This window comes from Mycobacterium kiyosense, from assembly GCA_021654635.1.
Taxonomy (GTDB): domain Bacteria; phylum Actinomycetota; class Actinomycetes; order Mycobacteriales; family Mycobacteriaceae; genus Mycobacterium; species Mycobacterium kiyosense.
Window position 1 is genome coordinate 5,320,928 of the sequence record AP025179.1, and the last position, 25,079, is coordinate 5,346,006.

Annotated in this window: 17 protein-coding genes and 5 pseudogenes; 12 read left to right on the forward strand and 10 right to left on the reverse strand. The window is 69.4% G+C overall.

Going from position 1 to position 25,079, the window contains the following annotated elements; genetic code table 11:
• Position 1 precedes the first annotated feature (1 nt).
• The 7 genes and pseudogenes from L6444_RS24955 (at position 2) to L6444_RS24985 (ending at position 6,658) form a co-directional block, all read left to right on the forward strand.
• Complete coding sequence (locus L6444_RS24955; RefSeq protein WP_236977847.1) at positions 2–1,990, forward strand: ATP-binding protein; 1,989 nt, start codon at positions 2–4, stop codon at positions 1,988–1,990.
• Positions 1,987–3,154: pseudogene (locus L6444_RS24960) on the forward strand (acyl-CoA dehydrogenase family protein). The gene L6444_RS24955 and the pseudogene L6444_RS24960 overlap by 4 nt, the downstream one beginning before the upstream one ends.
• Positions 3,154–3,930, forward strand: coding sequence for an enoyl-CoA hydratase family protein (locus L6444_RS24965; RefSeq protein WP_236977848.1), 777 nt, complete (start codon positions 3,154–3,156; stop codon positions 3,928–3,930). Before L6444_RS24960 ends, L6444_RS24965 begins: the two are co-directional and overlap by 1 nt.
• 81 nt (positions 3,931–4,011) lie before the next feature.
• A complete protein-coding gene (locus L6444_RS24970; RefSeq protein WP_236977849.1) occupies positions 4,012–4,614 on the forward strand; it encodes a DUF1707 SHOCT-like domain-containing protein in 603 nt (200 codons plus the stop codon).
• Positions 4,615–4,725: 111 nt separating this feature from the next.
• Complete coding sequence (locus L6444_RS24975) at positions 4,726–5,031, forward strand: WXG100 family type VII secretion target (RefSeq protein ID WP_236977850.1); 306 nt, start codon at positions 4,726–4,728, stop codon at positions 5,029–5,031.
• Positions 5,028–5,615 carry a hypothetical protein gene (locus L6444_RS24980; RefSeq protein WP_236977851.1) on the forward strand — a complete coding sequence of 196 codons (588 nt, stop codon included), beginning with the start codon at positions 5,028–5,030 and terminating at the stop codon, positions 5,613–5,615. The genes L6444_RS24975 and L6444_RS24980 overlap by 4 nt, the downstream gene beginning before the upstream one ends.
• Positions 5,612–6,658, forward strand: a complete 1,047-nt coding sequence (locus tag L6444_RS24985) for an alpha/beta hydrolase (protein ID WP_236977852.1) — start codon at positions 5,612–5,614, stop codon at positions 6,656–6,658. Before L6444_RS24980 ends, L6444_RS24985 begins: the two co-directional genes overlap by 4 nt.
• 23 nt (positions 6,659–6,681) lie before the next feature.
• Here L6444_RS24985 and L6444_RS24990 read toward each other — a convergent pair whose 3' ends face one another.
• The 7 genes and pseudogenes from L6444_RS24990 to L6444_RS25020 form a co-directional block, all read right to left on the reverse strand.
• A complete protein-coding gene (locus L6444_RS24990) occupies positions 6,682–8,670 on the reverse strand; it encodes a vWA domain-containing protein (RefSeq protein ID WP_236977853.1) in 1,989 nt (662 codons plus the stop codon).
• A complete protein-coding gene (locus L6444_RS24995) occupies positions 8,663–10,045 on the reverse strand; it encodes an ATP-binding protein (protein ID WP_236977854.1) in 1,383 nt (460 codons plus the stop codon). The genes L6444_RS24990 and L6444_RS24995 overlap by 8 nt, the downstream gene beginning before the upstream one ends.
• A 106-nt stretch (positions 10,046–10,151) precedes the next feature.
• The gene (locus tag L6444_RS25000) at positions 10,152–10,730 is read right to left on the reverse strand and encodes an LGFP repeat-containing protein (protein WP_236977855.1); all 579 of its coding nucleotides are present in this window, start codon (positions 10,728–10,730) and stop codon (positions 10,152–10,154) included.
• Positions 10,731–10,800: 70 nt separating this feature from the next.
• Entirely contained in the window at positions 10,801–12,369 is a 1,569-nt protein-coding gene (gene purH / locus L6444_RS25005; RefSeq protein ID WP_236977856.1) for a bifunctional phosphoribosylaminoimidazolecarboxamide formyltransferase/IMP cyclohydrolase, read from the reverse strand.
• Complete coding sequence (gene purN, locus L6444_RS25010; RefSeq protein ID WP_236977857.1) at positions 12,366–12,995, reverse strand: phosphoribosylglycinamide formyltransferase; 630 nt, start codon at positions 12,993–12,995, stop codon at positions 12,366–12,368. The genes purH and purN overlap by 4 nt, the downstream gene beginning before the upstream one ends.
• Before the next feature lie 61 nt (positions 12,996–13,056).
• Positions 13,057–14,460, reverse strand: coding sequence for a cell division protein PerM (locus tag L6444_RS25015; protein WP_370653023.1), 1,404 nt, complete (start codon positions 14,458–14,460; stop codon positions 13,057–13,059).
• Between the two features lie 53 nt (positions 14,461–14,513).
• Positions 14,514–15,426 (reverse strand): annotated as a pseudogene (locus L6444_RS25020) (DUF5336 domain-containing protein).
• A 253-nt stretch (positions 15,427–15,679) separates the two neighbouring features.
• On the opposite strand from L6444_RS25020, the gene L6444_RS25025 reads away from it, so the two are divergent.
• Positions 15,680–16,528 (forward strand): LLM class F420-dependent oxidoreductase, encoded by an 849-nt coding sequence (locus L6444_RS25025; protein ID WP_236977859.1) that lies wholly within the window; start codon positions 15,680–15,682, stop codon positions 16,526–16,528.
• A gap of 116 nt (positions 16,529–16,644) precedes the next feature.
• A pseudogene (locus L6444_RS30285) lies at positions 16,645–18,043 on the forward strand (PE family protein); the annotation flags it as partial.
• A 46-nt stretch (positions 18,044–18,089) separates the two neighbouring features.
• Here L6444_RS30285 and L6444_RS25035 read toward each other — a convergent pair.
• Positions 18,090–19,589, reverse strand: a complete 1,500-nt coding sequence (locus tag L6444_RS25035; RefSeq protein ID WP_236984416.1) for an acetyl-CoA acetyltransferase — start codon at positions 19,587–19,589, stop codon at positions 18,090–18,092.
• Between the two features lie 202 nt (positions 19,590–19,791).
• Between L6444_RS25035 and L6444_RS30850 the strand changes: the two are divergent.
• From L6444_RS30850 to L6444_RS25050, 3 genes and pseudogenes are all read left to right on the forward strand, one after another.
• Positions 19,792–20,430: pseudogene (locus L6444_RS30850) on the forward strand (PE family protein); the annotation flags it as partial.
• 167 nt (positions 20,431–20,597) lie between these two features.
• Entirely contained in the window at positions 20,598–20,918 is a 321-nt protein-coding gene (locus tag L6444_RS25045) for a hypothetical protein (RefSeq protein WP_236984650.1), read from the forward strand.
• A gap of 596 nt (positions 20,919–21,514) precedes the next feature.
• Positions 21,515–22,740 (forward strand): annotated as a pseudogene (locus L6444_RS25050) (PE family protein); the annotation flags it as partial.
• Positions 22,741–22,895: 155 nt separating this feature from the next.
• Here L6444_RS25050 and sucD read toward each other — a convergent pair.
• On the reverse strand, positions 22,896–23,810 hold the full coding sequence (gene sucD, locus L6444_RS25055; RefSeq protein ID WP_236977862.1) for a succinate--CoA ligase subunit alpha: 915 nt from the start codon (positions 23,808–23,810) through the stop codon (positions 22,896–22,898).
• A gap of 17 nt (positions 23,811–23,827) precedes the next feature.
• Complete coding sequence (gene sucC / locus L6444_RS25060; protein WP_236977863.1) at positions 23,828–24,991, reverse strand: ADP-forming succinate--CoA ligase subunit beta; 1,164 nt, start codon at positions 24,989–24,991, stop codon at positions 23,828–23,830.
• Between the last annotated feature and the right edge of the window lie 88 nt (positions 24,992–25,079).

A 25,079-nucleotide genomic window follows, 5' to 3' on the forward strand; every position in this document is an offset into this window, starting at 1 on the left:
CATGATTACTCGAGTGCTGGTCGCCAATCGCGGTGAGATCGCCCGGCGGGTGTTCGCCACCTGCCGTCGGCTCGGTCTGGGCACCGTCGCGGTCTACACCGAACCGGACTCCACATCCCCGCACGTCGGCGAGGCCGATGCCCGGGTCCGATTGCTCAACACCAACGACTACCTCAACGCCGAGGCCATCATCGCGGCGGCCGAAGCCGCGGGCGCCGACGCCGTGCACCCCGGCTACGGATTCCTCTCGGAGAACGCCGAATTCGCCGCTGCCGTGCAGAACGCCGGCCTGGCCTGGATCGGGCCACCGGTGGACGCGGTGCGCGCCATGGGCTCCAAAATCGAATCCAAGAAGCTGATGTCGGCGGCCGGAGTCCCGGTGCTCGAGGAACTCGACCCGGCCACCGTCACGCAGCAGCAGCTGCCGGTACTGGTCAAGGCCTCTGCCGGCGGCGGCGGTCGGGGCATGCGTGTGGTACGCGAATTGTCCGCACTACCAGGCGAAGTCGAGGCGGCCCAGCGCGAAGCGCAGTCGGCATTCGGCGACCCGACGGTGTTCTGCGAGCGCTACCTGCCCGCCGGGCACCACATCGAGGTCCAGGTGATGGCCGACAACCACGGCACAGTCTGGGCCGTCGGTGAACGGGAATGCTCCATCCAGCGGCGCCACCAGAAAGTGATCGAAGAGGCCCCCTCGCCGCTGGTGGAGCGTGTTCCGGGGATGCGTGCCAAGCTGTTCGAAGCGGCCCGGCTGGCGGCCGCCGCGATCGGTTACAGCGGCGCGGGCACCGTGGAGTTCCTGGCCGACGACCACGGCGAGTTCTTCTTCCTGGAGATGAACACCCGGCTGCAGGTCGAGCACCCGGTCACCGAGGAGACCACCGGGCTGGACCTGGTCGAGTTGCAGCTCGACGTCGCCGGCGGCGGCAAGCTGGGCGCCGAACCATCGGTGACACAAGGACATTCGATCGAAGCGCGACTCTACGCCGAAGACCCCGCACGCGGCTGGCAGCCGCAGGCCGGCCAGGTGCACGCCATCCACCTGCCGTCGGTGCGAGCCGAGTTCGGCGCCCTTGGACACCGGACCGGGATCCGGCTCGACTCGGGCATCGTCGACGGCTCCGTGGTCTCGATCCATTACGACCCGATGCTGGCCAAGGTGATCTCCTGGGCCCCGACTCGCCGGCAAGCGGCGCTGGTGCTCGCCGACGCGCTGGCCCGCGCCCACCTGCACGGCCTGCGCACCAACCGTGAACTGCTGGTCAACGTGCTGCGCCAGCCCGCCTTCCTCGACGGCGCCACCGACACAGCGTTTTTCCACACGCACGGGCTGGCCGAGCTGGCCGCACCGCTGGCCGATGCCCAGGCGGTCCGGTTGTCGGCACTCGCCGCCGCGCTGGCCGACGCGGCGCACAACCGCGCCGCTGCCACCGTGCTGGCCGCCGTTCCCAGCGGCTGGCGCAATCTGGCATCGGGCTTTCAGTCCAAGGCCTACCGGGACGACGACGACAACGAACAACTGGTCCGATACCGTTACACCAGAACGGGTTTGGCCCTTCCCGATGACCCTGCCGTGCAGTTGGTGTCGGCAACGCCGGATCAGGTGGTGCTGGCCGAACACGGGGTCGCGGTCGGCTTCGCCGTCTCCCGCTACGGTCACGACGTCTACGTCGACTCGGCACGCGGACCCGTGCACCTGCACGTACTACCGCGCTATCCCGAGCCCGGATCTTCCGTCGAGCAGGGGTCGCTGGTTGCGCCCATGCCCGGCAACGTGATCCGCGTCGGCGCCGACGTCGGCGACACGGTCACCGCCGGCCAGCCGCTGATCTGGCTGGAAGCCATGAAGATGGAACACACCATCGCCGCACCGAACGACGGCGTACTCGCCGAACTCAACGTCCAAGCCGGCCAACAAGTCGAAGTCGGCGCCCTATTGGCGCGCGTCGAAACACCCGAAGCACCGCAAGCAGAAGGGGATCCCCAATGACCGACACCAGTTTCATCGAGAGCGAAGACCGTCAGGCATTGCGCAAGGCGGTGCGCGAATGGGCGTCCGGCTACGGCGCCGAGTACTACCTGAAGAAGGCGCGCGCCCAGGAACACACCGACGAATTGTTGGAGCGAGGCAGGAAAACTCGGCTTTCTCGGGGTGAACCTGCCCGAGGAGTACGGTGGCGGCGGCGCCGGCATGTACGAGCTGTCGCTGGTGATGGAGGAGATGGCGGCCGCCGGCAGCGCACTGCTGCTGATGGTGGTGTCACCGGCCATCAACGGCACCATCATCAGCAAGTTCGGCACCGAGGAGCAGAAGAAGCGCTGGATTCCCGGCATCGCCGACGGCACGCTGACCATGGCGTTCGCCATCACCGAACCCGACGCGGGCTCCAACTCGCACAAGATCACCACGACCGCCCGCCGCGACGGCAGCGACTGGATCCTCAAGGGCCAGAAGGTCTACATCTCCGGCGTCGACCAGGCCCAGGCGGTGCTGGTGGTCGGGCGCACCGAGGAAGCGAAAACCGGCAAGCTGCGGCCGGCGCTGTTCGTGGTGCCCACCGACACCCCGGGCTTCACTTACACCCCGATCGACATGGAGATCGTCAGCCCCGAACGGCAGTTCCAGGTCTTCATCGACGACGTGCGGCTACCGTCGGATGCCCTGGTCGGCGCCGAAGACGCCGCCATCGCACAGCTTTTCGCCGGCCTGAACCCCGAACGCATCATGGGCGCGGCCAGCGCGGTCGGCATGGGGCGCTGCGCACTCGGCAAGGCTGTCGAATACGTCAACACACGCAAGGTCTGGTCCACCCCGATCGGGGCGCACCAGGGCCTGGCACATCCGTTGGCGCAGTGTCACATCGAGGTCGAGCTGGCCAAGCTGATGATGCAGAAGGCCGCGACGCTCTACGACAGCGGTGACGACGCCGGCGCGGCCGAGGCGGCCAACATGGCCAAGTACGCCGCGGCCGAGGCCGCCAACCGCGCGGTGGACCAGGCCGTTCAGTCGCTGGGCGGCAACGGGCTGACCAAGGAGTACGGCGTGGCCGCCATGATGTCGTCAGCTCGGCTGGCGCGGATCGCGCCGATCAGCCGCGAGATGGTGCTGAACTTCGTCGCGCAGACCTCGCTGGGCCTGCCCCGCTCCTACTGATGGACACCCTGGTCGACTACGCACGCGTCGGTGTCGTCGCACGGCTGACGCTGAACTCCCCGCACAACCGCAATGCCCTGTCGACCGCCCTGGTCACCCAGTTGCACGACGGCCTGCGGGCCGCCGCGGCGGACCCGGCGGTGCGGGTGGTGGTGCTGGGGCACACCGGCGGCACGTTCTGCGCCGGCGCCGACCTCAGCGAAGCGGGCAGCGGCGACCCCTACGAACTGGCGGTGGCGCGGGCCCAGGAGATGACCACGCTGCTGCGCAGCATCGTCTCCTCGCCGCTGCCGGTGATCGGCGCCGTCAACGGGCATGTGCGGGCCGGCGGGTTCGGTCTGGTCGGGGCGTGCGACATCGTGGTCGCCGGACCCAGGAGCACCTTTGCCCTGACCGAGGCCCGGATCGGCGTCGCGCCCGCGATCATCTCGCTGACCCTGCTGCCGAAACTGTCGGCGCGGGCGGCGGCGCGCTACTACCTCACCGGAGAAACGTTCGGCGCCAGCGAAGCCGCCGAGATCGGGTTGATCAGCCTGGCCGCCGACGACGTGGACGCCGCGGTGGCCAGGCTGGTCGCCGACGTCGGCCGCGGGTCACCGCAGGGCCTGGCGGCGTCCAAGGCGCTGACCACCGCGGCCGTGCTGGATGGTTTCGACCGCGACGCGCAGCGGCTCACCGAGGAGTCGGCCCGACTGTTCGTCTCCGACGAAGCACGCGAAGGGATGCTGGCATTCTTACAGAAACGGCCCCCCAGCTGGGCTTCTGCACCGGAATAGGACTGGGCCGACGGCGCGAAGATTGCAGTTTAGCCAAACCCTCTTGCAGCAAAAATATGAAGTCGTAAGCTCGCCTGTGAGATGACCAACCCAGCCCAACGTAATGTGAAGGCCTTACGCGACGAGCTGTCGCGCGCAGAGGACACCGATCGCATCCAGATTGCGCAGTTGCTGGCCTACGCCGCCGAGCAGGGCCGCCTGCAGCTCAACGAGTACGAAGATCGGCTGACCAAGGCCTACGCGGCGACGACGTACCGGGAACTCGATCAGTTACGCGCCGACCTGCCGGGCACCGTGGTGAGCGAGCGCCGCGGCGGTAGCTGCAATCCGGCGCCGTCCACGCTGCTGCTGGCCATCATGAGCGGCTTCGAGCGCCGCGGGCGCTGGAACGTGCCGAAGAAGCTGACCACTTTCACGTTCTGGGGCAGCGGGGTGGTGGACCTGCGCTACGCCGACTTCACCTCCACCGAGGTCGAGATCCACGCGTACTCGATCATGAGCGCGCAAACCATCCTGTTGCCGCCGGAGGTCAACGTCGAGATCGACGGCCACGGGATCATGGGCAACTTCGACCAGTCGGTGGTCGGCGAGGGCAGCCCGGGCGCACCCAACATCCGGATCCACGGCTTCTCGCTGTGGGGCGGGGTCGCCATCAAGCGCAAGCCGCGCAAGCCTCGCAAGTAATCCACAGACACCACATCGGGTAATCCACACGGGCCACCGCAGTGAGTGGCCCGTCGTTTTGACCGCTGCCACGCTTTCGCCGGAAGTTCACCTCGGCGGAGGACGGATGGTATGGCGGAAGAACTGCGCGTGGCTCCCCACGTGCTCGCCCAGGTTGGGACGGCGCTGGCCGACCACGGCCAGGCGTTGCTGGATCTGCAGCAGGCGTGTCACACCGACGCCGACGGCGCCCAGCCCGGCTGGGTGGGCGCTTCGGCCGGCGCCCTGTCGGGGCTGTTGGACGGCTGGACGGCCTCGAGTGCTGACCACCTTGGTCGCATTGACCAGCATGCGGCTGGGATGCATTGTGCTGCAGCCGGTTTCGCTGAGCTGGAGCACGCCGGCGCGGCACAGCTGACCGGTCGGTCGGCGCCATGACCGTGACCCCGGCCGATATCGAGCGCTGGGATCCCGAGGCGATCCGTGCCGTGTTCGACGCGGCGATCCGGCGCGCACATGGCACCCGCACCGCCTCGGCGGCGGTCACGGAGACGATGCGGCTGCTGAACTTCGGCGGCGACACCGCCGACGCGGCGCAAGCAGCCACCCGGCACACCGCACTGGTTCTGGACGGCCACGCCGACGCCTGCGAAGCCGTCGCGCGCGCCGCCGAGCAGTCCGCCGACGAAGTCACCGCAATCAAGCTGCAGCTGAGCACAATCCGCGATCTGGCCCGGTACAGCCGGGTGGTCATCGACGACGAGAGCGGCGCGGTGCTGCCGCCCTCCGACTTCACCTCGCTGCCCGCCGACGACCAGCAGCGCATCCTGGACGCGGCGCTCAGGCTCACCGAAAGTATGTGGAATCTGTTGGTGTCGGCCGAGATCGCCGATGAAGATCTGGCGGCGGCGATCCGCGGCGCTGACGGCGATCTCTCCCCGACCAGCTCAGCGCGCAACTCGGTCACCAACCGACCGGCCTGCCGGCGCTGCCGCCCAGCGGCAGCACCCCCGATCAGGTGAGCAGCTGGTGGCATGCATTGACACCGAGCCAGCAGGACCGGGTCGAGGAATCGGCCCCGGACGCCATCCGCAACCTCGACGGTATTCCAGTCGCCGTCCGCAGCCGGCTCAATCTGCCGGTGCTGCAACACGAAATCACCCGTCTGCAGCGAGGCTGGTTCGACGGCGCCGGCCTCTGGCACACCGATCCGGAGAAGATGGCCGACCTGCGGGCGCTGCGCAGCGCCCTGGACGCCAATCCCGGATCCAGCCTGATCCTGTTGGACACCACCGGGCTTGCCGGAAAGGTGCTGGCGGCGGTCGGAGTCGGCGACGTCGACAACGCCGAGTGCGTCGGCGTCATGGTGGGCGGCTTGAACACCCGGGTCAGTGCCAGCGTCTTCGACGTGACGAATCAGGCTGCGGCACAGCGGGACAAAGCGCGCGAACTCCGCACGGCGGCGCACCGCAGCAATCCCGGCGCGGTCGCGTCCATCGCCTGGCTGGGATACGACGCACCCGACAGCCTGCGCGACGTCACGCACGACTGGCATGCCCGCGACGGAGCCGACAAACTCAACCGCTTCTACAAAGGGCTTGCCGCGGCGAGTAACGTTGCCGATCAACACATCACCGCGTTCGGCCACTCCTACGGCTCGCTGGTCACCAGCCTGGCCCTGCAGCAGGGCGCACCGGTGAGCGACGTCGTCCTGTACGGTTCGCCGGGCGGCGAACTCACCGACGCGTCTCAGCTGGGCGTACAGCCCGGCCACGCGTTCTACCTGAACGGCGTGAACGACTATGTGGCGCAGACCATTCCCGGATTCGGCGCGTTCGGCCCGGCTTTGCAGGACGTGCCGGGGATGATGCCACTGTCGACCGGGACGGGCGTGGCGCCGCCCAACGAATACGGCGACGGGCAACTGCACGAACGCGCCTACGGCCATTCGGACTACGCCCGAATGGGCAGCAACGGGCAACTACGCATGAGCGCCTACAACATGGCCGCGGTGCTGGCCGGCTTGCCCGACGACCTGATCCGGCCGGCCGGGCCGCGCCGATGAGCCGGCCCCTCCGTCCGCGAGCCCTACCGGCGACGCCGCCGCGACCGCAGGTAGTCCCCGACCACCGCGGCACCCAGCCCGTCCAGATCGGGCACCACCACCCGGCCCTCCACCCGCCGGGCCACCTGGTCGATGAACCGCGCCAGCCCGGGATCGCTGCCCAGCCGGAAGATGGTGATCTGCGCGCCGAGCCGGGCCATGTCGTCGAAACCCTTGACGGTGAACGAGATGGTGCGCGGATGCGGCGGATAGTCAAAGAACACCGACGTGCCGTCGCCGTTGAAATCCTCCAGGTGGGCCGTCGGTTCGCCGTCGGTGACGATCAGCACCACCGGCTGCGCATTGGGGTGACGACGCAGGTGGCGCCCGGCCAGCGCCAGCGCGTGATGCAGGTTGGTGCCCTGCTCGTACACGCCCTCCAGCCCGGTCAACTCACCCGCCGTCACGGTGCGCGCGTAACGTCCGAAAGCGATGATCTGCAAGGCATCCGAGCGAAACCGGGTGGTCACCAGATGGTTCAGCGCCAGCGCCGTCTGCTTCATCGGCAACCAGCGGTTCTCCATCACCATCGAGAACGAGGTGTCCACCAGCAACGCCACCGCGGCCTGGGTGCGGGTCTCGGTCTCGGAGATCTCGACGTCGTCCACGGCGATGCGCAGCGACGGGCGGCCCTCGTCGAGGGTGTGCGTACCCGCTTGGCGCAGTACGGCATTGGTGAGCGTGCGGGAGATGTTCCACGGTTCGGTGTCGCCGAATTGCCAGGGCCGGGTCGCTCCGGTCAGCTCGCCGGCCGCACCCGCGCGCCGATGGTCACGCTCGCCGTGCCGGCCGGAAAGCTGTTGCGCCACATCGCGTAACGCGGTCTCCCCGAGCCTGCGCAACGCCTTCGGGGACAGCCGCCACTGCCCGTCGGAACCGCGATCCAGAAAGCCCTGATTGACCAGGGCGCGTTCGAGTTCGGCCAGGGTGCGGGCGTCGACGGCGGCCTCGTCGCCGAGCTGGCGGGCCAGCGCGTCGAGGTCGACGTCGTCCATGGTGGCACCGGGGTACGCCTGCGAAAGCTGTTCGGCGAGTTGCTCGAGCTCTCCGATGTCGGCCAGCGCCTGCGCTCCCTCGCCCATGCCCAGCGGGTTGTCACCGGAGAACTGCTGCGACCCTTCCCAATCCTCGCCCGGGCGGGCGGCCTGCAGATGCGCGTCCAGCCGGCCCAGCGCCTGCATCAGCGACGGTGAACCGAAAGCCTGCTGCGCCAAGGCATCCAGCTCGTCGCGCTGCTCCTGGGACAGGCTGTTGCGGAACCGCTGCGCGGCAGCGGCGCGCTTGCCCAGCGAGTCCAGCAACTCCTCCACGTTCTGTGGGTTCTCCGGGAAGAACTCACCGTGGGCGTCCATAAAATCCTGAAAGTCCTGCTGAGTGTCCTCGCCGCGAGAGTGCTTGTCCAGCAAGTTGTTCAGGTCGTTGAGCATGTCGTTGACCCGCTGGCGGTCCTCGTCGGTGGCGCCTTCCAGCGCCTGCTTCATGCCGGCGAAGCGTTGGTCGAGCATCTCGCGGCCCAGCAGATCCTTGATCTGCTCGTACTTCTGCCGGGCCTCGGGACTGCGCCAGTTGTATTCGGACAGTTCCTGCACGGCCTTGGCCGGAGACGGCGGCAGCGCTTCCAGCTGCAGCTCGGAGAAGCGTGCGTCGTCGTCCAGTGCGCGCGCCAGTTCCTTGCGCTCGGCCAGCACGGCCTCGTCGAGCAGCTTCTTGATTTCCTGCAGCGTGCCGTCCAAGTTGTTGCGGCGCAACAGGTCCCGGCGGCGGCGGTTGGCCTCGGCGGCCAGCCGGTCGGCGCCGCGCATGTTCTCGGTGCCGCGCCTCAGCAGCTCGGACAGCGCGCGGCGCGGCGAGGTGCCGGCCATCACGTCCTGGCCGATCTGTTCGAGCGCCTCACGCAGGTCCACCGGCGGAGCCAGCGGGTCGGGCCCGCCGGTGTACGCCGAGTACCGCGACGAGTGCCCTCTGTTAGCCATAGACGGTCTGCCCTTCTCCGGACACCTTGTCGACCCGCTTCGCCAGGTACAACGCTTCGAGTGCCAACTCCAAGGCGGCGGCCCGCTCGCCCTCGGATTCGGCGCCGAGCTTGCGGGCGATGGCGTCCACCACCGGCAGTCCGGGCACCGCGGCCAGCACGTCCTTGGCCGACACCCGTTCGCCCGTGGTCACCGCGGAACCGCCTTCGACAGCGGTCACCAGGGTGCCGACGTCGATGCCACCGAGCACGCGGGACGCGGTGTCGGCGGTGGCGCGGCGCAGCAGGTGCTCGAGCACGGCCTGCTCGCGACCCTCCTCGCCGGACTCGAATTCCAGCTTGCCGCGCAGCACGTCGATCACGGTGCCCAGGTCGACCACCCGGGCCACCGGGTCGGTTTCTCCCAGGATCGCACCGCGGTGGCGGGCCGCGGCGGCGACGGTCTCGGCGGCGGCGATGGCGAACCGCGCCGACACCCCGGAGCGCTGGTCGACCGAGCTGGACTCCCGCAGATAACGGGCGAACCGGGCGATCACCTGCAGCAGATAATCCGGCACCTGCGCGCTCAGGTGCGCCTCCTGGGCGATGACGCCCATTTCGGCCTCGAGTTCCAGCGGGTAGTGGGTGCGGATCTCGGCGCCGAACCGGTCCTTGAGCGGGGTGATGATCCGGCCGCGGTTGGTGTAGTCCTCCGGGTTCGCGCTGGCCACCACCAGCACGTCCAGCGGCAACCGCAGCGTGTAGCCGCGGACCTGGATGTCGCGCTCCTCCATCACGTTGAGCATGGACACCTGGATGCGCTCGGCGAGGTCGGGCAGCTCGTTGACGGCGACGATCCCGCGGTGCGCGCGCGGGATCAGGCCGTAGGCGATGGTCTCGGGGTCGCCCAGGCTGCGGCCCTCGGCGACCTTGATCGGGTCGATGTCGCCGACCAGGTCGGCGACGCTGGTGTCGGGGGTGGCCAGCTTTTCGGTGTAGCGCTCGCTGCGGTGCTTCCACGCGATCGGCAGGTCGTCCTGGGCCTGGGCGGCGCGGCGGATCCACTCCGGGGTGATCGGGGTGTAGGGGTGCTCGCCCAGCTCGGAACCCTCGATCACCGGGGTCCACTCGTCGAGCAACCCGGTCAGCGCGCGCAGCAGCCGGGTCTTGCCCTGGCCTCGTTCGCCCAGCAGCACGAAGTCGTGCCCGGCGATCAGCGCCCGCTCCAGCTGCGGGATCACGGTGTCTTCGAAGCCCAGGATGCCCGGCCACACGTCGTCGCCGTCGGCCAGCGCGGTGAGCAGATTCTCGCGGATTTCCTGCTTGACGCCGCGCTCGCGATGACCGGAGGCGCGCAGCTCGCCGACGGTTCTGGGCAGATTGCTCGGTGAAGTCACCTCTCCACGCTACGACCATGCCGCGGATTCGGCACGGGCGCGTTCCTCGAATGCACACAAGGCCGGGCAATCAAGTTGATCGCCCGGCCCTCGCGCATTGCCTCGGTCAGCTGGTCGTGACGGTGGCGTCGGCGTCGCCCGGCTTCCAGGTGATGGTGCCGTGCTCGAACGTCGACTTGTAGGTGCCGTCCGGCTGCACCTGCTCGTCAGCGGTGGGGTAGCCCAGCTTGCCCTGCGAAGCCTGGTTGGCGTTCCACGCGTCGCGGATCTTGCCCCAGACGAAGTAGACCGGGCCACCATTGCGGTAGATCAGCACTCCGCCGTCGAACTGCTGGTAGACGCCGCTGTTGTCGAGGGTGTTCTTCTGGTTGTCGAAGGGCGCGCCGAGGTCCTTCTTCTGGGCCTCGGTCAGGGTCTGCCACTTCGCCAGAATGGGCCCTTCGACCGTGTACTGGGTGCCGTTGGCGCCGGGGATCTGGGTCGAGCTGGCCGCCGCACTCGAGCTGGGGCTCGACGCCGACGACGTCGCGCTGGATACTGCGCTCGAGGCCGCCGAGCTCGCCGAACTGGCGGAACTGGAAGCCCCGCCGGACTTGTTCGAGTTGCTGCAGCCGGCGCCGATCACACCGAATGCGGCAATCGCCGCAGCAAACGCCGCTGTTTGTCTGGTTATCGCACGCATCATTGCCTCCGAATCTTCAGTCCCGTCCCTAATTGACGATGCTTTCAGTTTCGGGGTCGCACGACAAGGGCCCTCAGTGCGCGAAGTGCCGGGCGCCGGTCAAATACAGCGTGATCCCAGCGTTGGCGGCGGCGGCGGTCACCTCGTCGTCGCGCACCGAACCGCCGGGGTGCACGATCGCCCTGACCCCGGCGGCGGTGAGCGTCTCGAGGCCGTCCGGGAACGGGAAGAACGCATCCGACGCGCCGACCGCTCCCCGGACCCGCTCGCCGCCACGCTCCACGGCAAGGCGGGCGGCGTCCACCCGGTTCACCTGGCCCATACCCACCCCGATGGTGGCGCCGCCGGCGACGATGACGATCGCGTTGGATTTCACCGCCCGGCAGGCCCGCCAGGCGAACACGAGGTCGGTCAGGGTGGCCGGGTCGGCGGGTTCGCCGGTGGCCAGGGTCCAGTTGTTGGGGTCGTCACCGGTGGCGTCGAGTTGGTCGCGCTGCTGGATCAGCAGTCCCCCGCTGATCGGACGCAGTTCGTGGGCGCCGCTGAGCGGTTCGGAGGCCACCAGCACCCGGATGTTCTTCTTCTTGGCCAACACCTCCACCGCACCCGGCTCGTAGGCGGGCGCGACGATCACCTCGGTGAAGATGGTGCTGACGTACTCGGCCATCTCCACGCTGACTTCGGTGTTGGCCGCGATCACCCCGCCGAAAGCACTCAACGGGTCGCATTCGTGGGCTTTGCGGTGCGCATCGGCAACCGAGATGTCGGAAATCGCGATGCCGCACGGGTTGGCGTGCTTGATGATCGCCACGCAGGTCTGCTCGTGGTCGAAGGCTGCCCGCCAGGCCGCGTCGGCATCGGTGAAGTTGTTGTAGGACATCTCTTTTCCGTGCAACTGCTCAGCCTGCGCCAGGCCCGGCCACGCGGCGGGGTCGGTGTAGAGGGCGGCCTGCTGGTGCGGATTCTCGCCGTAGCGCAGCGTCGCCGCTCGGCGCCAGTTGCGGGCGAAGAAATGCGGGAATTCCTGCGGGGGATCCTCGGGCGCGAGGTTGGACTGCATCCAGTTGGCGACCGCGATGTCGTATTCGGCGGTGTGCTGAAACGCCAGGGAGGCAAGCTTTTTGCGCTCGGCGAGGGTGAAGCCGCCGTGCCGTACCGCGGCCAGTACGCCGTCGTAGCCGCGCGGATCGGTTACCACGGCGACGCTGGGGTGGTTCTTGGCCGCCGCACGCACCATCGACGGACCGCCGATGTCGATCTGCTCGACGCATTCGTCTTCCGACGCACCGGATTCGACGGTCTGGGTGAACGGATAGAGGTTGACGACGACGAGTTGGAACGCCTCGATGCCGAGTTCAGCCAGCGCCTTCTCGTGGGCGGTCTTGCGCAGGTCGGCGAGCAGGCCGGCGTGCACCCGCGGGTGCAGGGTCTTGACGCGCCCGTCGAGCACCTCGGGGAAGCCGGTCAGTTCCTCGACCCGGGTCACCGGAATCGCTTTGTCCGCAATGGTCTTCGCGGTCGAACCGGTCGACACGATCTCGACGCCGGCGTCGGCCAGCCCCCGCGCCAGATCGACCAGACCGGTCTTGTCGTACACGCTGATCAACGCGCGGCGGATCGGCCTCTTGTCGATGGTGCTCATCCCAGGGTCGCCTTTCGTCCCGTCACCGTCACGCCGCGGGTGGCGATCGCGGCTACCACATCCACCAGCAGTTGTCGTTCCACGACCTTGATGCGTTCGTGCAGCGTCTCTTGGTCGTCGCCGTCGAGTACCTCGACGGGTTGCTGGGCCAATATCGGACCGGTGTCCACGCCGGCATCCACCAGATGCACCGTACAGCCCGTCACCTTGACACCGTAGGCCAACGCGTCGGCCACACCGTGCGCGCCCGGGAAGGCCGGCAGCAACGCCGGATGGGTGTTTACGGTACGGCCGGAGAATCGCGAAAGAAATTGCGGGCCAAGGATTCTCATGAATCCGGCGGACACTATCAGGTCGGGGCGCTGCGCGGCGGTGGCGGCGGTGATGGCGCCGTCCCAGGCGTCGCGGCTCGGGTGGTCGCCGACCCGGACGGTGAAAGCGGGGATGTCGGCGGCGGCGGCGATCGTAGTGGCCCGGCAGTCGCGATCGACGCCGACGGCCACCACCCGGGCCGGATAGTCGCCTTGGGCCGCGTCGAGCAAGGAGTTGAGCAGCGAACCGGTGCCCGAGGCCAGCACCACCAGCCGCGCCGGTGCACTTGGGGGTACCCGGAGCGGTTCCTGCACACGGCGAGCCTAATCTGCCGCCGCCGAGTGTGCGTGGGGGGCTTTGGGTATGGATCCGGCCTCAGTCCCGGCTCTCGCGCGGGTGGCCGGACGACGGGTTGCCGCCGTCGTCGGGCAGGATCTCGTCGCCGACCGGGTTCGCGCCGCCGGTCGGGCTCTCCCCGCCGACCGGGGCGTCACCGTCGTCGGGCACATCTTCGTCGGCGTCGTCGGCGAACTCGCCGGCCTCGAGGTCGTGGTCGAAAGATCCCAGCAACGGATCTTCCTGGTCGTTGTCGGGCTCCGGCGCAACGGGCCGGGGGCGGGGACGTCGCCGCCGTCGCCGGACCCCGCCGGCCATTATGACGGTCATCGCGCCCACGACGGTGAACCAGAACAGCACCCCGAGGAACATCGCCGACAGATCCACGCCGACGTCGCCGAAGTTGCCCAACCGGCCGCCGCCACCTAACCCGAGCAACGTCATCATCAGCGCCCCGACCACCGCGGCGACCACCAGCTTGGCCATCGCCGCCGGCAATGGCAGCGGCCGCCGCGCGCACTGCTGCCCGACCGCCACCCCGGACGACGCACCCACGATCAGCAGCGCCACCCAGGCCGGACCCAGCTGCGGGGTGGGCGCGGCGGCCAAGATCGGCACCGCCGGCACGTCGCCGCCGAACACCGCGAACGCGCTGAAAGTCGCAAACCCGATATGAGCGCTGGAACCGACCGCAACCGCCGCGGCCCCCACCATGACGTTAGGCGTATAGAGCACCGACAGCACCGCAAGGTTGAACTGTCCCCAGATTGAATCGGTGATGCCGAACAGGTCCTGCATGGTCGCCCAATGCACCACCAGCGATCCCGTCGTCACCGCGCCGGAGAGACCCAGCAGGGCCAGCACTCCGGCGACGGAGGCGCGCAGTGCATCGCCCAGCCAGTTGGGCAACGGGGTCGCGGCCAGCGCACGCCGGCCGACCTGGGACCACACGCCGATCGTGGCGCCGATCAGATGTACCGCCAGCACGCTGGTGAACGCCCGCAGCGCGTTGGGCGTCTGCAGTTCGGTGAGCACCGACGAGGCGTCGTGGATGACCGCCAGCGCGATCGCCGTCATCAGCAGCGGCCCGCCCAGGGCTGAGGCCACCACCCACCGCACCACCAGCCACGACGAATACGGTGACGTCGCGCGCGCCGTGGTGCGTGCGGTGCCCCAGATCATCAGCAGCACCGGCAGTAGCGGCATGATGCCCAGGTCGCGGCCACCGATCGAGACCGGGACCTGGTGCACGCCGAGCCACATGCTGGCGATGGCGCCGAGGGCGCCGGTCATGTCGCTGTTGGCGATCAGCAGTTCCAGCAGCGTCACCGCGGCGATGATGACCAGCGCCACCACGGCCGGCGCGAACGCGACCCTGACCAGGTCACGTGCCTGACGGGCGCCTGCCCGATTGTCCCCGCGTCTTGCCGACACGCTGCTCACTCTTCGCGTGTCACTCTTCGTGCACCGACGCGACTAGGCGCGAAAGCGCATGGTTAGGCCGGCGCCGAACCAGGCTGGCCGTAGGACTGCTGTCCGCCGGACGGATTCGAGTAGTTGGCAGGCGCCGAGCCGCCGCCCTGTGAGTCGCTGCCGGCCGACACCGGTGGCGGCGGGCTGAAGCTGGGGAAGCCGGTGGGCGGGGTGTGCGTCGGCGGTCCCTGATGCTGCGGCTGGTTGACCACCTGGGTGGGCTGTGCCGCGAAACCACCGGATTGCGGGTTCGGGCTGGACGAGTAGCCGCCGTATTGCGACCCGTAGCCGGGCGCCTGGCCCGGGTTGGGCGTGGGCTGCTGTGCACCTGGCTGACCGTAGTACCCACCGGGCTGTGCGCCGTACTGGCCGTACTGACCGTATTGTCCGTAACCGCTGAACGGGTCGTATTTGGGACGCGGCGTCGGCGCGGTGATCACGCCGGCGTCCAGCAGCAACGCGCCGATCGCGGCCACCGCTTGGAACACGATGCAGACCAGGACGATCCACAGCGCCCAGCCGGCCGAGAAGCCCTCCGGTTTGTTGAACGTCGAGGAGATGATCAGCAGCACCGCCGCAACCGAAAGCACCGCCGCGACCGGTATGTAGTTCTTGACCTTCGGCAGCAGGCTCACCCCGGCCAGCAGCGCGGCCAGAATCGCCACCGGAACCGCGTACCCGGCATCCCCGTGCAGGTCGCCGGTGATCTCGGATTTATAGGTGAACATCGGGCCGAAGCTGAAGAAGTAAGCCAGCAGGCCCAACCCGAGCACCGCGCTGGCCAGAATCAGGCCCAGCTTGCTTTCGGGGGCGGCCGGTTCGGCCGCCGGCTGGGTGGCCACCGGGCCGGAGGCCGGGTTTGCCGCGGGGGGTGCTGCCGCTGTAGGAGCCGCCCTGCTGGGATGGATAGCCGGGACTACCGGGCGAGTAGGTCATGGACTCCTCCTATTGCTTCCGGTCTGTTGCTTCCGGTTCGTTGCTTGCTTCTGGTGCTCTGCGAGCCGGGGCGGCGCCACTGCCGCCGTAGCAGGCAGTGCAGTGCCGCGCTGCCCGCGACGCGTTCCGATCACCCACGCTAGCGCACTGCGCCGGACAAATACCCCCGCCGGTCGCCGCAGCTCGCGCCGGTGGCCCCGGCTCGCGGGAGGGGTGCCTGCGGGCAAAAATAGAACACGTTCTAAATTGGGGCATGGACTACGGACTGGTTCTGTTCACCAGCGACCGCGGCATTGCCCCGGCGGCGGCCGCCAAATTGGCCGACGACCACGGTTTTCACACCTTCTACGTGCCCGAACACACCCATATCCCGATCAAGCGGGAGGCTGCCCACCCGACCACCGGTGACGAGACGCTGCCCGACGACCGCTATATGCGCACGCTGGACCCGTGGGTCAGCCTGGGCGCGGCCTCGGCGGTCACCAGGCGGGTCCGGTTATCCACCGCGGTGGCTCTGCCCGTCGAGCACGACCCGATCACGCTGGCGAAAAGTATCGCCACGCTGGACCATCTGTCCGGGGGCCGGGTCAGCCTCGGCGTCGGATTCGGCTGGAATACCGACGAGCTCGCCGACCACAACGTGCCGGCCGGGCGGCGTCGCACCATGTTGCGCGAGTACCTCGAGGCGATGCGCGCGCTGTGGACGCAGGAAGAGGCCGAGTACGACGGCGAGTTCGTGAAGTTCGGGCCGAGCTGGGCCTGGCCCAAGCCGGTGCAGGCGCACATCCCGGTGCTGGTGGGTGCGGCGGGCAACGAGAAGAACTTCAAGTGGATCGCGCGCAGCGCCGACGGCTGGATCACCACGCCACGGGATTTCGACATCGACGCGCCGGTGAAGTTGCTGCAGGACACTTGGGCGGCGGCCGGTCGCGACGGGGCGCCGCAGATCGTGGCCCTGGACTTCAAGCCGGATGCCGAGAAGCTGGCACGCTGGGCCGATCTGGGTGTGACCGAGGTGCTGTTCGGGCTGCCGGACAGCGACGAGGACAAGGTCGCGGCCTATGTAGAGCGATTGGCCGCCAAGCTGGCCAGCCTGGGGTAGCGCGAAGCTCTGCGGCGGGCGATCGACACGCAGGTAGCCCAATACTCGGTGCTGCCCATTCCCCGACGGCGATACTGATGCCCGGGACCGCCATCGTTCGCGTCGGAGGGTACGAAATGTCGTTCGTCATCGTGACACCTGATCTTGTGACCGCTGCTGCGTCGGATCTGTCGAATATCGGCCGGGCAATCGGCCAGGCCAATGCGGCGGCATCGGCACCGACGACTGAGCTGCTTGCGGCGGGCGCCGACGAGGTGTCGACGGCCGTCGCCGAGCTGTTCGGTGCGCACGCCCGGGTGTATCAGCAGCTGAGTGCGGATGCGGCCGCTTTCCACAGCCGATTCGCGGAATTGATGAGCACCGCCGCGGGGCAGTATGCGTCAGCCGAAGCCGCGGCCGCATCGCCCTTGCAGCAGGTACTCGACGCGATCAACGCGCCCACCCAGCTGCTGCTCGGGCGCCCGTTGATCGGCAACGGCGCGAACGCCGCCCCGGGTAGCGGCGCCAAGGGGGCGACGGGGGTTGCTGTTCGGCAACGGTGGCGCGGGCGGCTCCGGCCAGTCCGGAGTTCCCGGCGGAAATGGTGGGGCAGCCGGACTGTTCGGCAACGGCGGAGCCGGCGGCAGCGGCTCTGGAAATGGCGGGACCGGCGGCCTCCTGTTCGGCAACGGCGGAGCCGGCGGACCTGGATTCAACGGCGGCAATGGCGGCGCCGCCGGTCTGTTCGGTAACGGAGGCGCCGGTGGCGCGGGCACACCCGGCATACCTGGGAACGGCGGAATGGGTGGTACCGGAGGTGCCGGCGGAATGATCTTCGGCTCCGGCGGGATCGGCGGCGGCGGGGGCGCCGGGTTGGAGGAAATCACCAACAGCATCGGCGGCGCCGGCGGAACCGGCGGCAGCGCCGGCATGTTCGGGTTCGGCGGCGCCGGCGGCACGGGCGGGTTCGGCCGGCTTGCCGGCGGCGCCGGCGGAACCGGCGGAGCCGGCGGCACCCTGCTCGGAGTCGGCGGGGCCGGCGGCACCGGCGGGCCGGCCTCGGCGATGTACCCGGGCAATCCCGCCGGCGTCTTTGCAGGCTACGGCGGAACCGGCGGAACCGGCGGCACCGGCGGAATCCTCTACGGAGTCGGCGGCACCGGCGGCAACGGCGGATACGGCTACGTTGGCGGGTTGGGCGGCGACGGCGGCAGCGGTGCACTGCTGGGCGGCGACGGCGGCGAAGGCGGCGCCGGCGGGTACGGACTGATATACGGCGGTCACGGCGGTCACGGCGGGCACGGCGGCACCATCATCGGCTCCGGCGGCAACGGCGGCGTCGGCGCGACTTCTCGCTACCCGTTTGCCGCGGCCGCCGGCGGCGTCGCCGGTGGCGACGGCGGCGACGGTGGCGATGCGGGGCTGTTCGGCATCGGCGGCAGCGGCGGCAACGGCGGCCGCATTGCCGGCAATCCCGCGATAAGCGGCGAGGGTGGTGCGGGCGGCGCGGGCGGGCCGTTGTTCGGCCTCAACGGGTTGGCCGGCCTGCACGGCTGACGCCGGATCCCGCGCCGCGGAACCGTCAGCCCGGCAGGCAGCGGTTGCCGTAGTCGAAGGACTTCACCTGCACCGGCTTGCCGAGCGGATCCCCGTCGATCAGCTGCGCCAGTAGGTCGTCGTCCTCGGTGGTGGCCAGGAAGCGGCTGCCGTCGGCGTCCAGTCGGCCGATGATGATTCCGGTGGGCCGGCCGCCGTCGCGGCGCACGGTGTAGGTCTCGATGACGCCGGCGCCGTCGGGCGACTCGGTGACCGGCACGGTGGGCCGACTGTCGATCTGGGTCTGCAACGCGGCGCTGCGATCGGCACGCCAGGGCGCTGGTGCGGTGGAATAGATCCCGACCGAGTACTTGCTCTGGATGCCGCCGTTGGCCCCGACGAGACCGAATTGCCCTGGCGCACTTCGCATCCGGGCCACCGTCTCGGCGACGCCGTGCATCGAGTAGTTGTTGCCCGCGCCACCGAAGTACGGCAGTCCGCCGGTCAGGGTCAGCCCGCGGGGGTCGTCGGTGGCAATCCCGAGGCCGTCGCAGAAGTTGAACACCGGCACCGGGAAGCAGCTGTAGAGGTCGAAGGTGGCGATGTCGTCGACGCCGATGCCGGCCACCTCGAGAGCCTCGCGCGCCGCCAACACGGCCGCCGGGTAGCTGCCCAAGTCCTCGCGCTGCAGGAACGGCTGCGACTCGAGATCGGCGTGCCCGCGCAGATACACCCACTTGTCCTCGGGCACACCGAGTCGCCGCGCCGCTGCCACCGACATCAGTAACGCCGCCGCGCCCTGGTTCACCTGGTCACGCGCGACCAGCAACCTCGGATAAGGCTCGGTGATCATCCGGTTGCTCTCGGTGACGGTGATCAGTTCGTCGACGGTCCGTTCGACCGGCGCCGCGGAAAACGGGTTGGCGGCAGCAACTTTGGTGAACGGCGAGAACAGCTCGCCCATCCGCCGCAGATACTCGGCCGGCCCCAGCCCGGTGCCGGCCCGCCGGGCGTTCTCCATCAACGCGTACTGGGTGGGCGCGTCCACCAGGCCGTGGATCACGGTGTAGCGCGAGATCAGCTTCTCGATGCCCGGCCCGCGGTCTTCCAGGTCGCCTTCGACGGTCTCGCTGAAGTCCGGCTTGTCGTCGCGCCCCGCGAAATAGCGCAGGGTAGACGTCGCGTCCGAACCGAAGATCAGGGCGACCTCCGAGTGGCCCGCGGCGATCTCCCCGGCCAACTCGGTGATCAGATGCTGCGGCCCCTGCCCGCCGACGATCTCCAGGATCGCGCGCCGCGGTTCGGCACCGATCCGTTTTGCCACCGAGCGGGGGTAGTTATTGGATCGGCCCAGCGGGGCCGTGGCCACCGGCCCGGAGATCTCGAACTGCCGGGTGGCCGCGATGGTGTCGATCTCGGTGGCCACCGCTGTGGCGCCGGAGTCGTCCAGCGCGGCCTGGGCCGCGGCGGCGGCCAGTTCGACCGGTGACATGGCCCGGTATCCGGGGTCGTCGATGCGTTCGGCGGCCTGCCCGACGCCGACGATGACGGGCGTCCGGGGGGTCTAAATTCATAGCCTTACTATCTACCGGAGTGGCAGCAGACGCAAAATCCCCCCTGTCTTGGGTTAGAAAAGGCGATTTTGCGTCAGCCCGGCGAAAACTTGGGATCGGTAGCCGGCAGGGTGACAATACGGTTCTGCTTATCGGGGACCAGCGGGCGGTCGCCGCAGCATTCGGAGGCCGGAAATGGCGTATGTAATCGCGGTACCCGAGTTCCTGACGGCGGCGGCATCGGATTTGGCAAATATCGGCTCGGCGATTAGTGCGGCCAATTCGGCGGCGACGGTCCCGACTTCGACGCTGCTGGCCGCCGCCGGCGATGAGGTGTCGGCGGCGGTCGCGGCGTTGTTCAGCGCACACGCGCAGGCCTACCAGGACCTCAGCGTCGGCGCGGCGGAGTTTCACCAGCAATTCGTCCAACTCCTGACCTCTGGGGCCGGCACCTACGCGACCGCCGAGACAGCGAACGCCAATTCCCTGCTCGCTGCGATCAATGACCCATTCCTGCGGTTCTTGGGCCGCCCACTGATCGGCGACGGCGCCAACGGCGTCGACGGAACCGGCGCCAGCGGCCAGAACGGCGGGCTGCTGTGGGGCAGCGGCGGCAACGGTGGAGCCGGCGCCGCCGGCCAGAACGGCGGCAGCGGCGGTGACGGCGGCTTCCTCTACGGCAACGGCGGCCGTGGCGGAGCCGGAGGTGCCGTTCCTAACGGCTTCGCCGGCTCCGGCGGCAACGGCGGCAACGCCGTCGGCCTCTTCGGCAACGGCGGTCCCGGCGGGATCGGCGGGGCCGGCGGGACCGGCGTGGCCGGCGACGGCGGCAACGGGGGCAGTGGCGGGCTCCTGCTGGGCAACGGGGTGCCGGCGGTGCCGGCGGGCGGGGCTTCGTCGCTGGCTGGGGCGGGTTCGGCGGCGACGGACTCGGGCTGCTCTACGGTGCCGGCGCCGGCGGCGGCGGTGGCGAGACCCCGTTCAACGGCGGCGTCCCCGGAGTGGGCGGCACCGGCGGCAGCGGCAACGTCCTGTTCAACCTGATCAGCACCGGCGCCGACGGTGGTGCCGGCGGGGCAGCAGCCGGCACCACCACCGGCGGCCAGGGTGGCCAGGGCGGTGGCGGCGCCGGCCAGTCGCTCGGGTTGGGCGGCAACGGCGGGGCCGGCGGGGCAAACCTCGGCTCCGGCCACGGCGGCCCGGGCGGAAACGGCGGCGACGGCGGCGCCTACTTCGGAATCGGTGGCTCCGGCGGCGTCGGTGGAGCCTCGGGGCGGGTGGCACGGGTGGCGTCGGCGGCATCGGCGGGCTCGGCGGACTGATCTTCGGGCTCGGCGGCGCCGGCGGCAACGGCTTCGGTGCGTCCAATCTGGCTATCGGAGGCAACGGCGGCCAGGGCGGCTACGGCGGCGTCATCTTCGGCATCGGTGGGCCCGGCGGCAACGGCGGCATAGGGGCTACCCCGGGCATCGGCGCCCCCGGTGGCTTCGGTGGCTATTTCTTGGGCGGCCCGATCGGACGGCCCGGGGTGACCCCGCTGTGAACCAGTCCTACGCAACGCGAAATCGTCGCGGGGTCGGCAGCGACGGCGGCGACGCGGGACTGATCGGGAACGGCGGCAATGGCGGCTACGCGCCGTTCTGGGCGCCCCTCAGTACGCCCAGCGCCGGCGGGCAGGGCGGGCTGCTGCTGGGCGCGGCCGGCCTGCCCGGCTACCCGGCAGCTAACCAAACAGTCACAGCGGCGGGTCTGCGGCGATGGCTCCGGTGCGGCTTCCTGCGTCTGCGGGTGAAACCTACTCGTGTGAACTCGATGTGCATTCGCCTGGATCGTCCTATTATCCAAGTCAGCCGATCACATCAATTTGACTTGTTCGGGCGACGTCTTAATCAATCTGGCCACATGCGGGAGGTGGCAGGTGTCGTTTGTCATTGCAGCGCCAGAGTTTGTGACGGCGGCGGCTTCGGATCTGGCAAATATCGGCTCTACTATCCGGGCGGCAAATGCGGCCGCGGCCGGATCGACCTCGCAGGTGTTCGCCGCGGGCGCCGACGAAATCTCGGCGGCCGTGGCCGCGCTGTTCGAGGCGCATTCCCAGAGCTATCAGGTGCTCAGCGCTCAGGCAGCGGCATTCCACGACCAGGTTGCTCAACTCATGAGCGCAGGTGCGGGCCAATACGCGATGGCCGAGGCTGCGGCCGCTACTCCGCTGCAATCTGTTGAGCAACAGTTGCTGGACGTAATCAACATGCCCACGAACCTACTGCTGGGACGTCCGCTGATCGGCAACGGAGCCAACGGAGCCCCGGGGGCCGACGGCCAGGCCGGCGGCCTCCTGATCGGCAACGGCGGAGCAGGCGGGGCCGGCACCACCGCCCATCCCACCGGCGGGAATGGCGGTGCCGGCGGGATCTTCGGCTCGGGCGGAATCGGCGGAACCGGCGGGTCCAAGGGCGCCGGCGGCAACGGCGGCGCCGGCGGGTTGTTCGGCAATGGCGGCGCTGGGGGCAGCGGCGGATTCAGCGGTGCCGGCGGCGCCGGGGGGTCGGCCGGGCTGTTATTCGGCACCGGCGGTGTCGGCGGTGCCGGCGGACTCGCAGTCGACGGCGCCGGTGGGGCAGGCGGCGCCGGCGGAGCCGGCGGATTGTTCGGCACCGGCGGAGCCGGCGGGCGCGGCGGCACCGGTAGCTCTGGCGCCTTGGGTACCGCCGGACCCGGTGGCGCGGGCGGCGCCGGTGGCGCCGGCGGAATCGTCCTGGGTTCCGGCGGAAATGGCGGCGCCGCCGGGGATGGGTTTGCGGGGCCCGGGGCGACCGGCGGAGCCGGCGGCCACGGCGGATTCCTCAACGGCACCGGCGGCATCGGCGGCGCAGGCGGATTCGGCGGAACCGGCGGAACCGGTGGGGCAGGCGGTGGCGGCGGCACGCTGTCCGGCTCGGGCGGCGCCGGCGGCCTCGGTGGCGCGGGCGGCAACACCGGGGCACCGGCGGCGCCGGCGGCGACGCGGGCTTGCTGTTCGGTGACGGCGGTACTGGCGGCTCCGGAGGATCCGCGATCACCAAAGGCGGCAACGGCGCACCCGGTGGACACGCCGGTCTGATCGCCGGTTTCGGCGGAAACGGTGGCAACGGGGGACCCGGAAACCAGGTGGGCAAGGGCGGCGCGGGCGGCGACGGGGGGCAGTTGCTCGGGGCGCCAGGCGCGCCCGGTTTGCCCTAGCGCGACCTGCACCAGCCCCATCAGCAGACGCGAAATCCCCCATTTCGGCACGAATGGGGGATTTTGCGTCTGTTCGCGATCTACAGCGTCTGGAGGATCTCCCGGGCCAGCGCCGCCGTCTCGGACGGCGTCTTGCCGACCTTCACCCCGGCCGCCTCCAACGCTTCCTTCTTGGCGGCCGCGGTGCCCGACGAGCCGGACACGATCGCACCCGCGTGGCCCATCGTCTTGCCCTCCGGCGCGGTGAAGCCCGCGACGTAGCCGACCACCGGCTTGGTGACGTTGGCCTTGATGAAGTCGGCGGCCCGCTCCTCGGCGTCGCCGCCGATCTCCCCGATCATCACGATCAGCTTGGTGTCGGGGTCCTTCTCGAACGCCTCGATGGCGTCGATGTGGGTGGTGCCGATCACCGGGTCGCCGCCGATGCCGATCGAGGTGGTGAAGCCGAAATCGCGCAGCTCGTACATCATCTGGTAGGTCAGCGTGCCCGACTTGGACACCAGGCCGACCGGGCCGGGCCCGGTGATGTTGGCCGGGGTGATGCCCACCAGCGACTGTCCGGGGCTGATGATGCCCGGGCAGTTCGGCCCGATGATGCGGGTCTTCGGAGTCTTGCCGCCACCTTTTTGTAGGTTGTAGGCCCACGCATATGCGCTGTCCTGCACCGGAATTCCCTCGGTGATGACCACCAGCAGCGGGATCTCGGCGTCGATGGCCTCGATCATCGCGTCCTTGGCGAATTTCGGCGGCACGAAGATGATCGACACGTCGGCGCCGGTCTTCTCGATGGCCTCGACGACGGTGCCGAACACCGGCAACTCCACGGGGTTGCCGTCAACGTCCTTGTGCGACACCGTCGTTCCCGCCTTGCGGGCGTTGACGCCGCCGACGATCTGGGTGCCCGCCTTGAGCATCCGCGCGGTGTGGGTGGTGGCCTCGCCGCCGGTGATGCCCTGGACGATGACCTTGTTGTCCGAGTTCAGAAAGATAGCCATTGGGTCATGTCTCCTTGTCAGGCGTTCGCCAGCTCGGCGGCTTTGTCGGCACCGGCGTCCATGGTCTCGGCCTGGATCACCAGCGGGTGGTTGGCCTCGGCCAGGATTCGCCGGCCCTCCTCGACGTTGTTGCCGTCCAACCGGACCACCAACGGCTTGTTGGCCTCGTCGCCCAGGATCTCCAGCGCCTTGACGATGCCGGTGGCCACCGCGTCGCAGGCGGTGATTCCGCCGAAGACGTTGACGAACACGCTCTTGACCTCGGGGTCGCCCAGGATCACGTCCAGCCCGGCAGCCATCACCTCGGCCGAGGCGCCGCCGCCGATGTCCAGGAAGTTGGCCGGCTTGACCCCGCCGTGCTTCTCACCGGCGTAGGCGACGACGTCCAGCGTCGACATGACCAGGCCGGCGCCGTTACCGATGATCCCGACCTCGCCGCTGAGCTTGACGTAGTTGAGGTCGTGCTCCTTGGCCTTGAGTTCCAGCGGGTCGGTGGCCTCTTTGTCCTCGAACTCGGCGTGGCCGGGCTGGCGGAAGTCGGCGTTGGCGTCCAGGGTGACCTTGCCGTCCAGCGCCAGGATCCGGTCGTCAGGCGTGCGCACCAGCGGGTTGACCTCGACCAGGGTTGCGTCTTCGCCGACGAACACGTCCCATAGCTTCGCGATCGTGACCGCGGCCGCGTCGAGCACCTCGGCCGGCAGGTGGCCCTGTTCGGCGATCGAGCGCGCGAAGGCCAGGTCGACACCCTTGACGGCGTCCACCGGCACCTTGGCCAGCCGGTCGGGCTTGGTCGCTGCGACCTCCTCGATCTCCATGCCGCCCTCGACCGAGCACATCGCCAGGTAACTGCGATTGGCCCGGTCCAGCAGGAATGAGACGTAGTACTCCTCGGCGATGTCGCTGGCCTCGGCGACCAGCAGCTTCTTCACGATGTGGCCCTTGATGTCGAGGCCGAGGATGTTCTTGGCGTGCTCGTAGGCCTCGTCCGGAGTGGCGGCGTACTTCACCCCGCCGGCCTTGCCCCGTCCGCCCACCTTCACCTGGGCCTTGACCATCACGGGCTTGCCGACTTCTTCGGCGATGGCGCGCGCGCCTTCGGCGGTGTCGGTCACCCGGCCCTGCGTGCCGGGCACACCGTGTTTGAGGAACAACTCCTTGGCTTGATATTCGAAAAGATCCATTGGGCGTCACTGCCTTCGCTCGGCTTGCTTACTAGGCCAATTGGTGGCGGTGCCGGTAATCGGCAACTCGCACGCAGGCACTGTATCC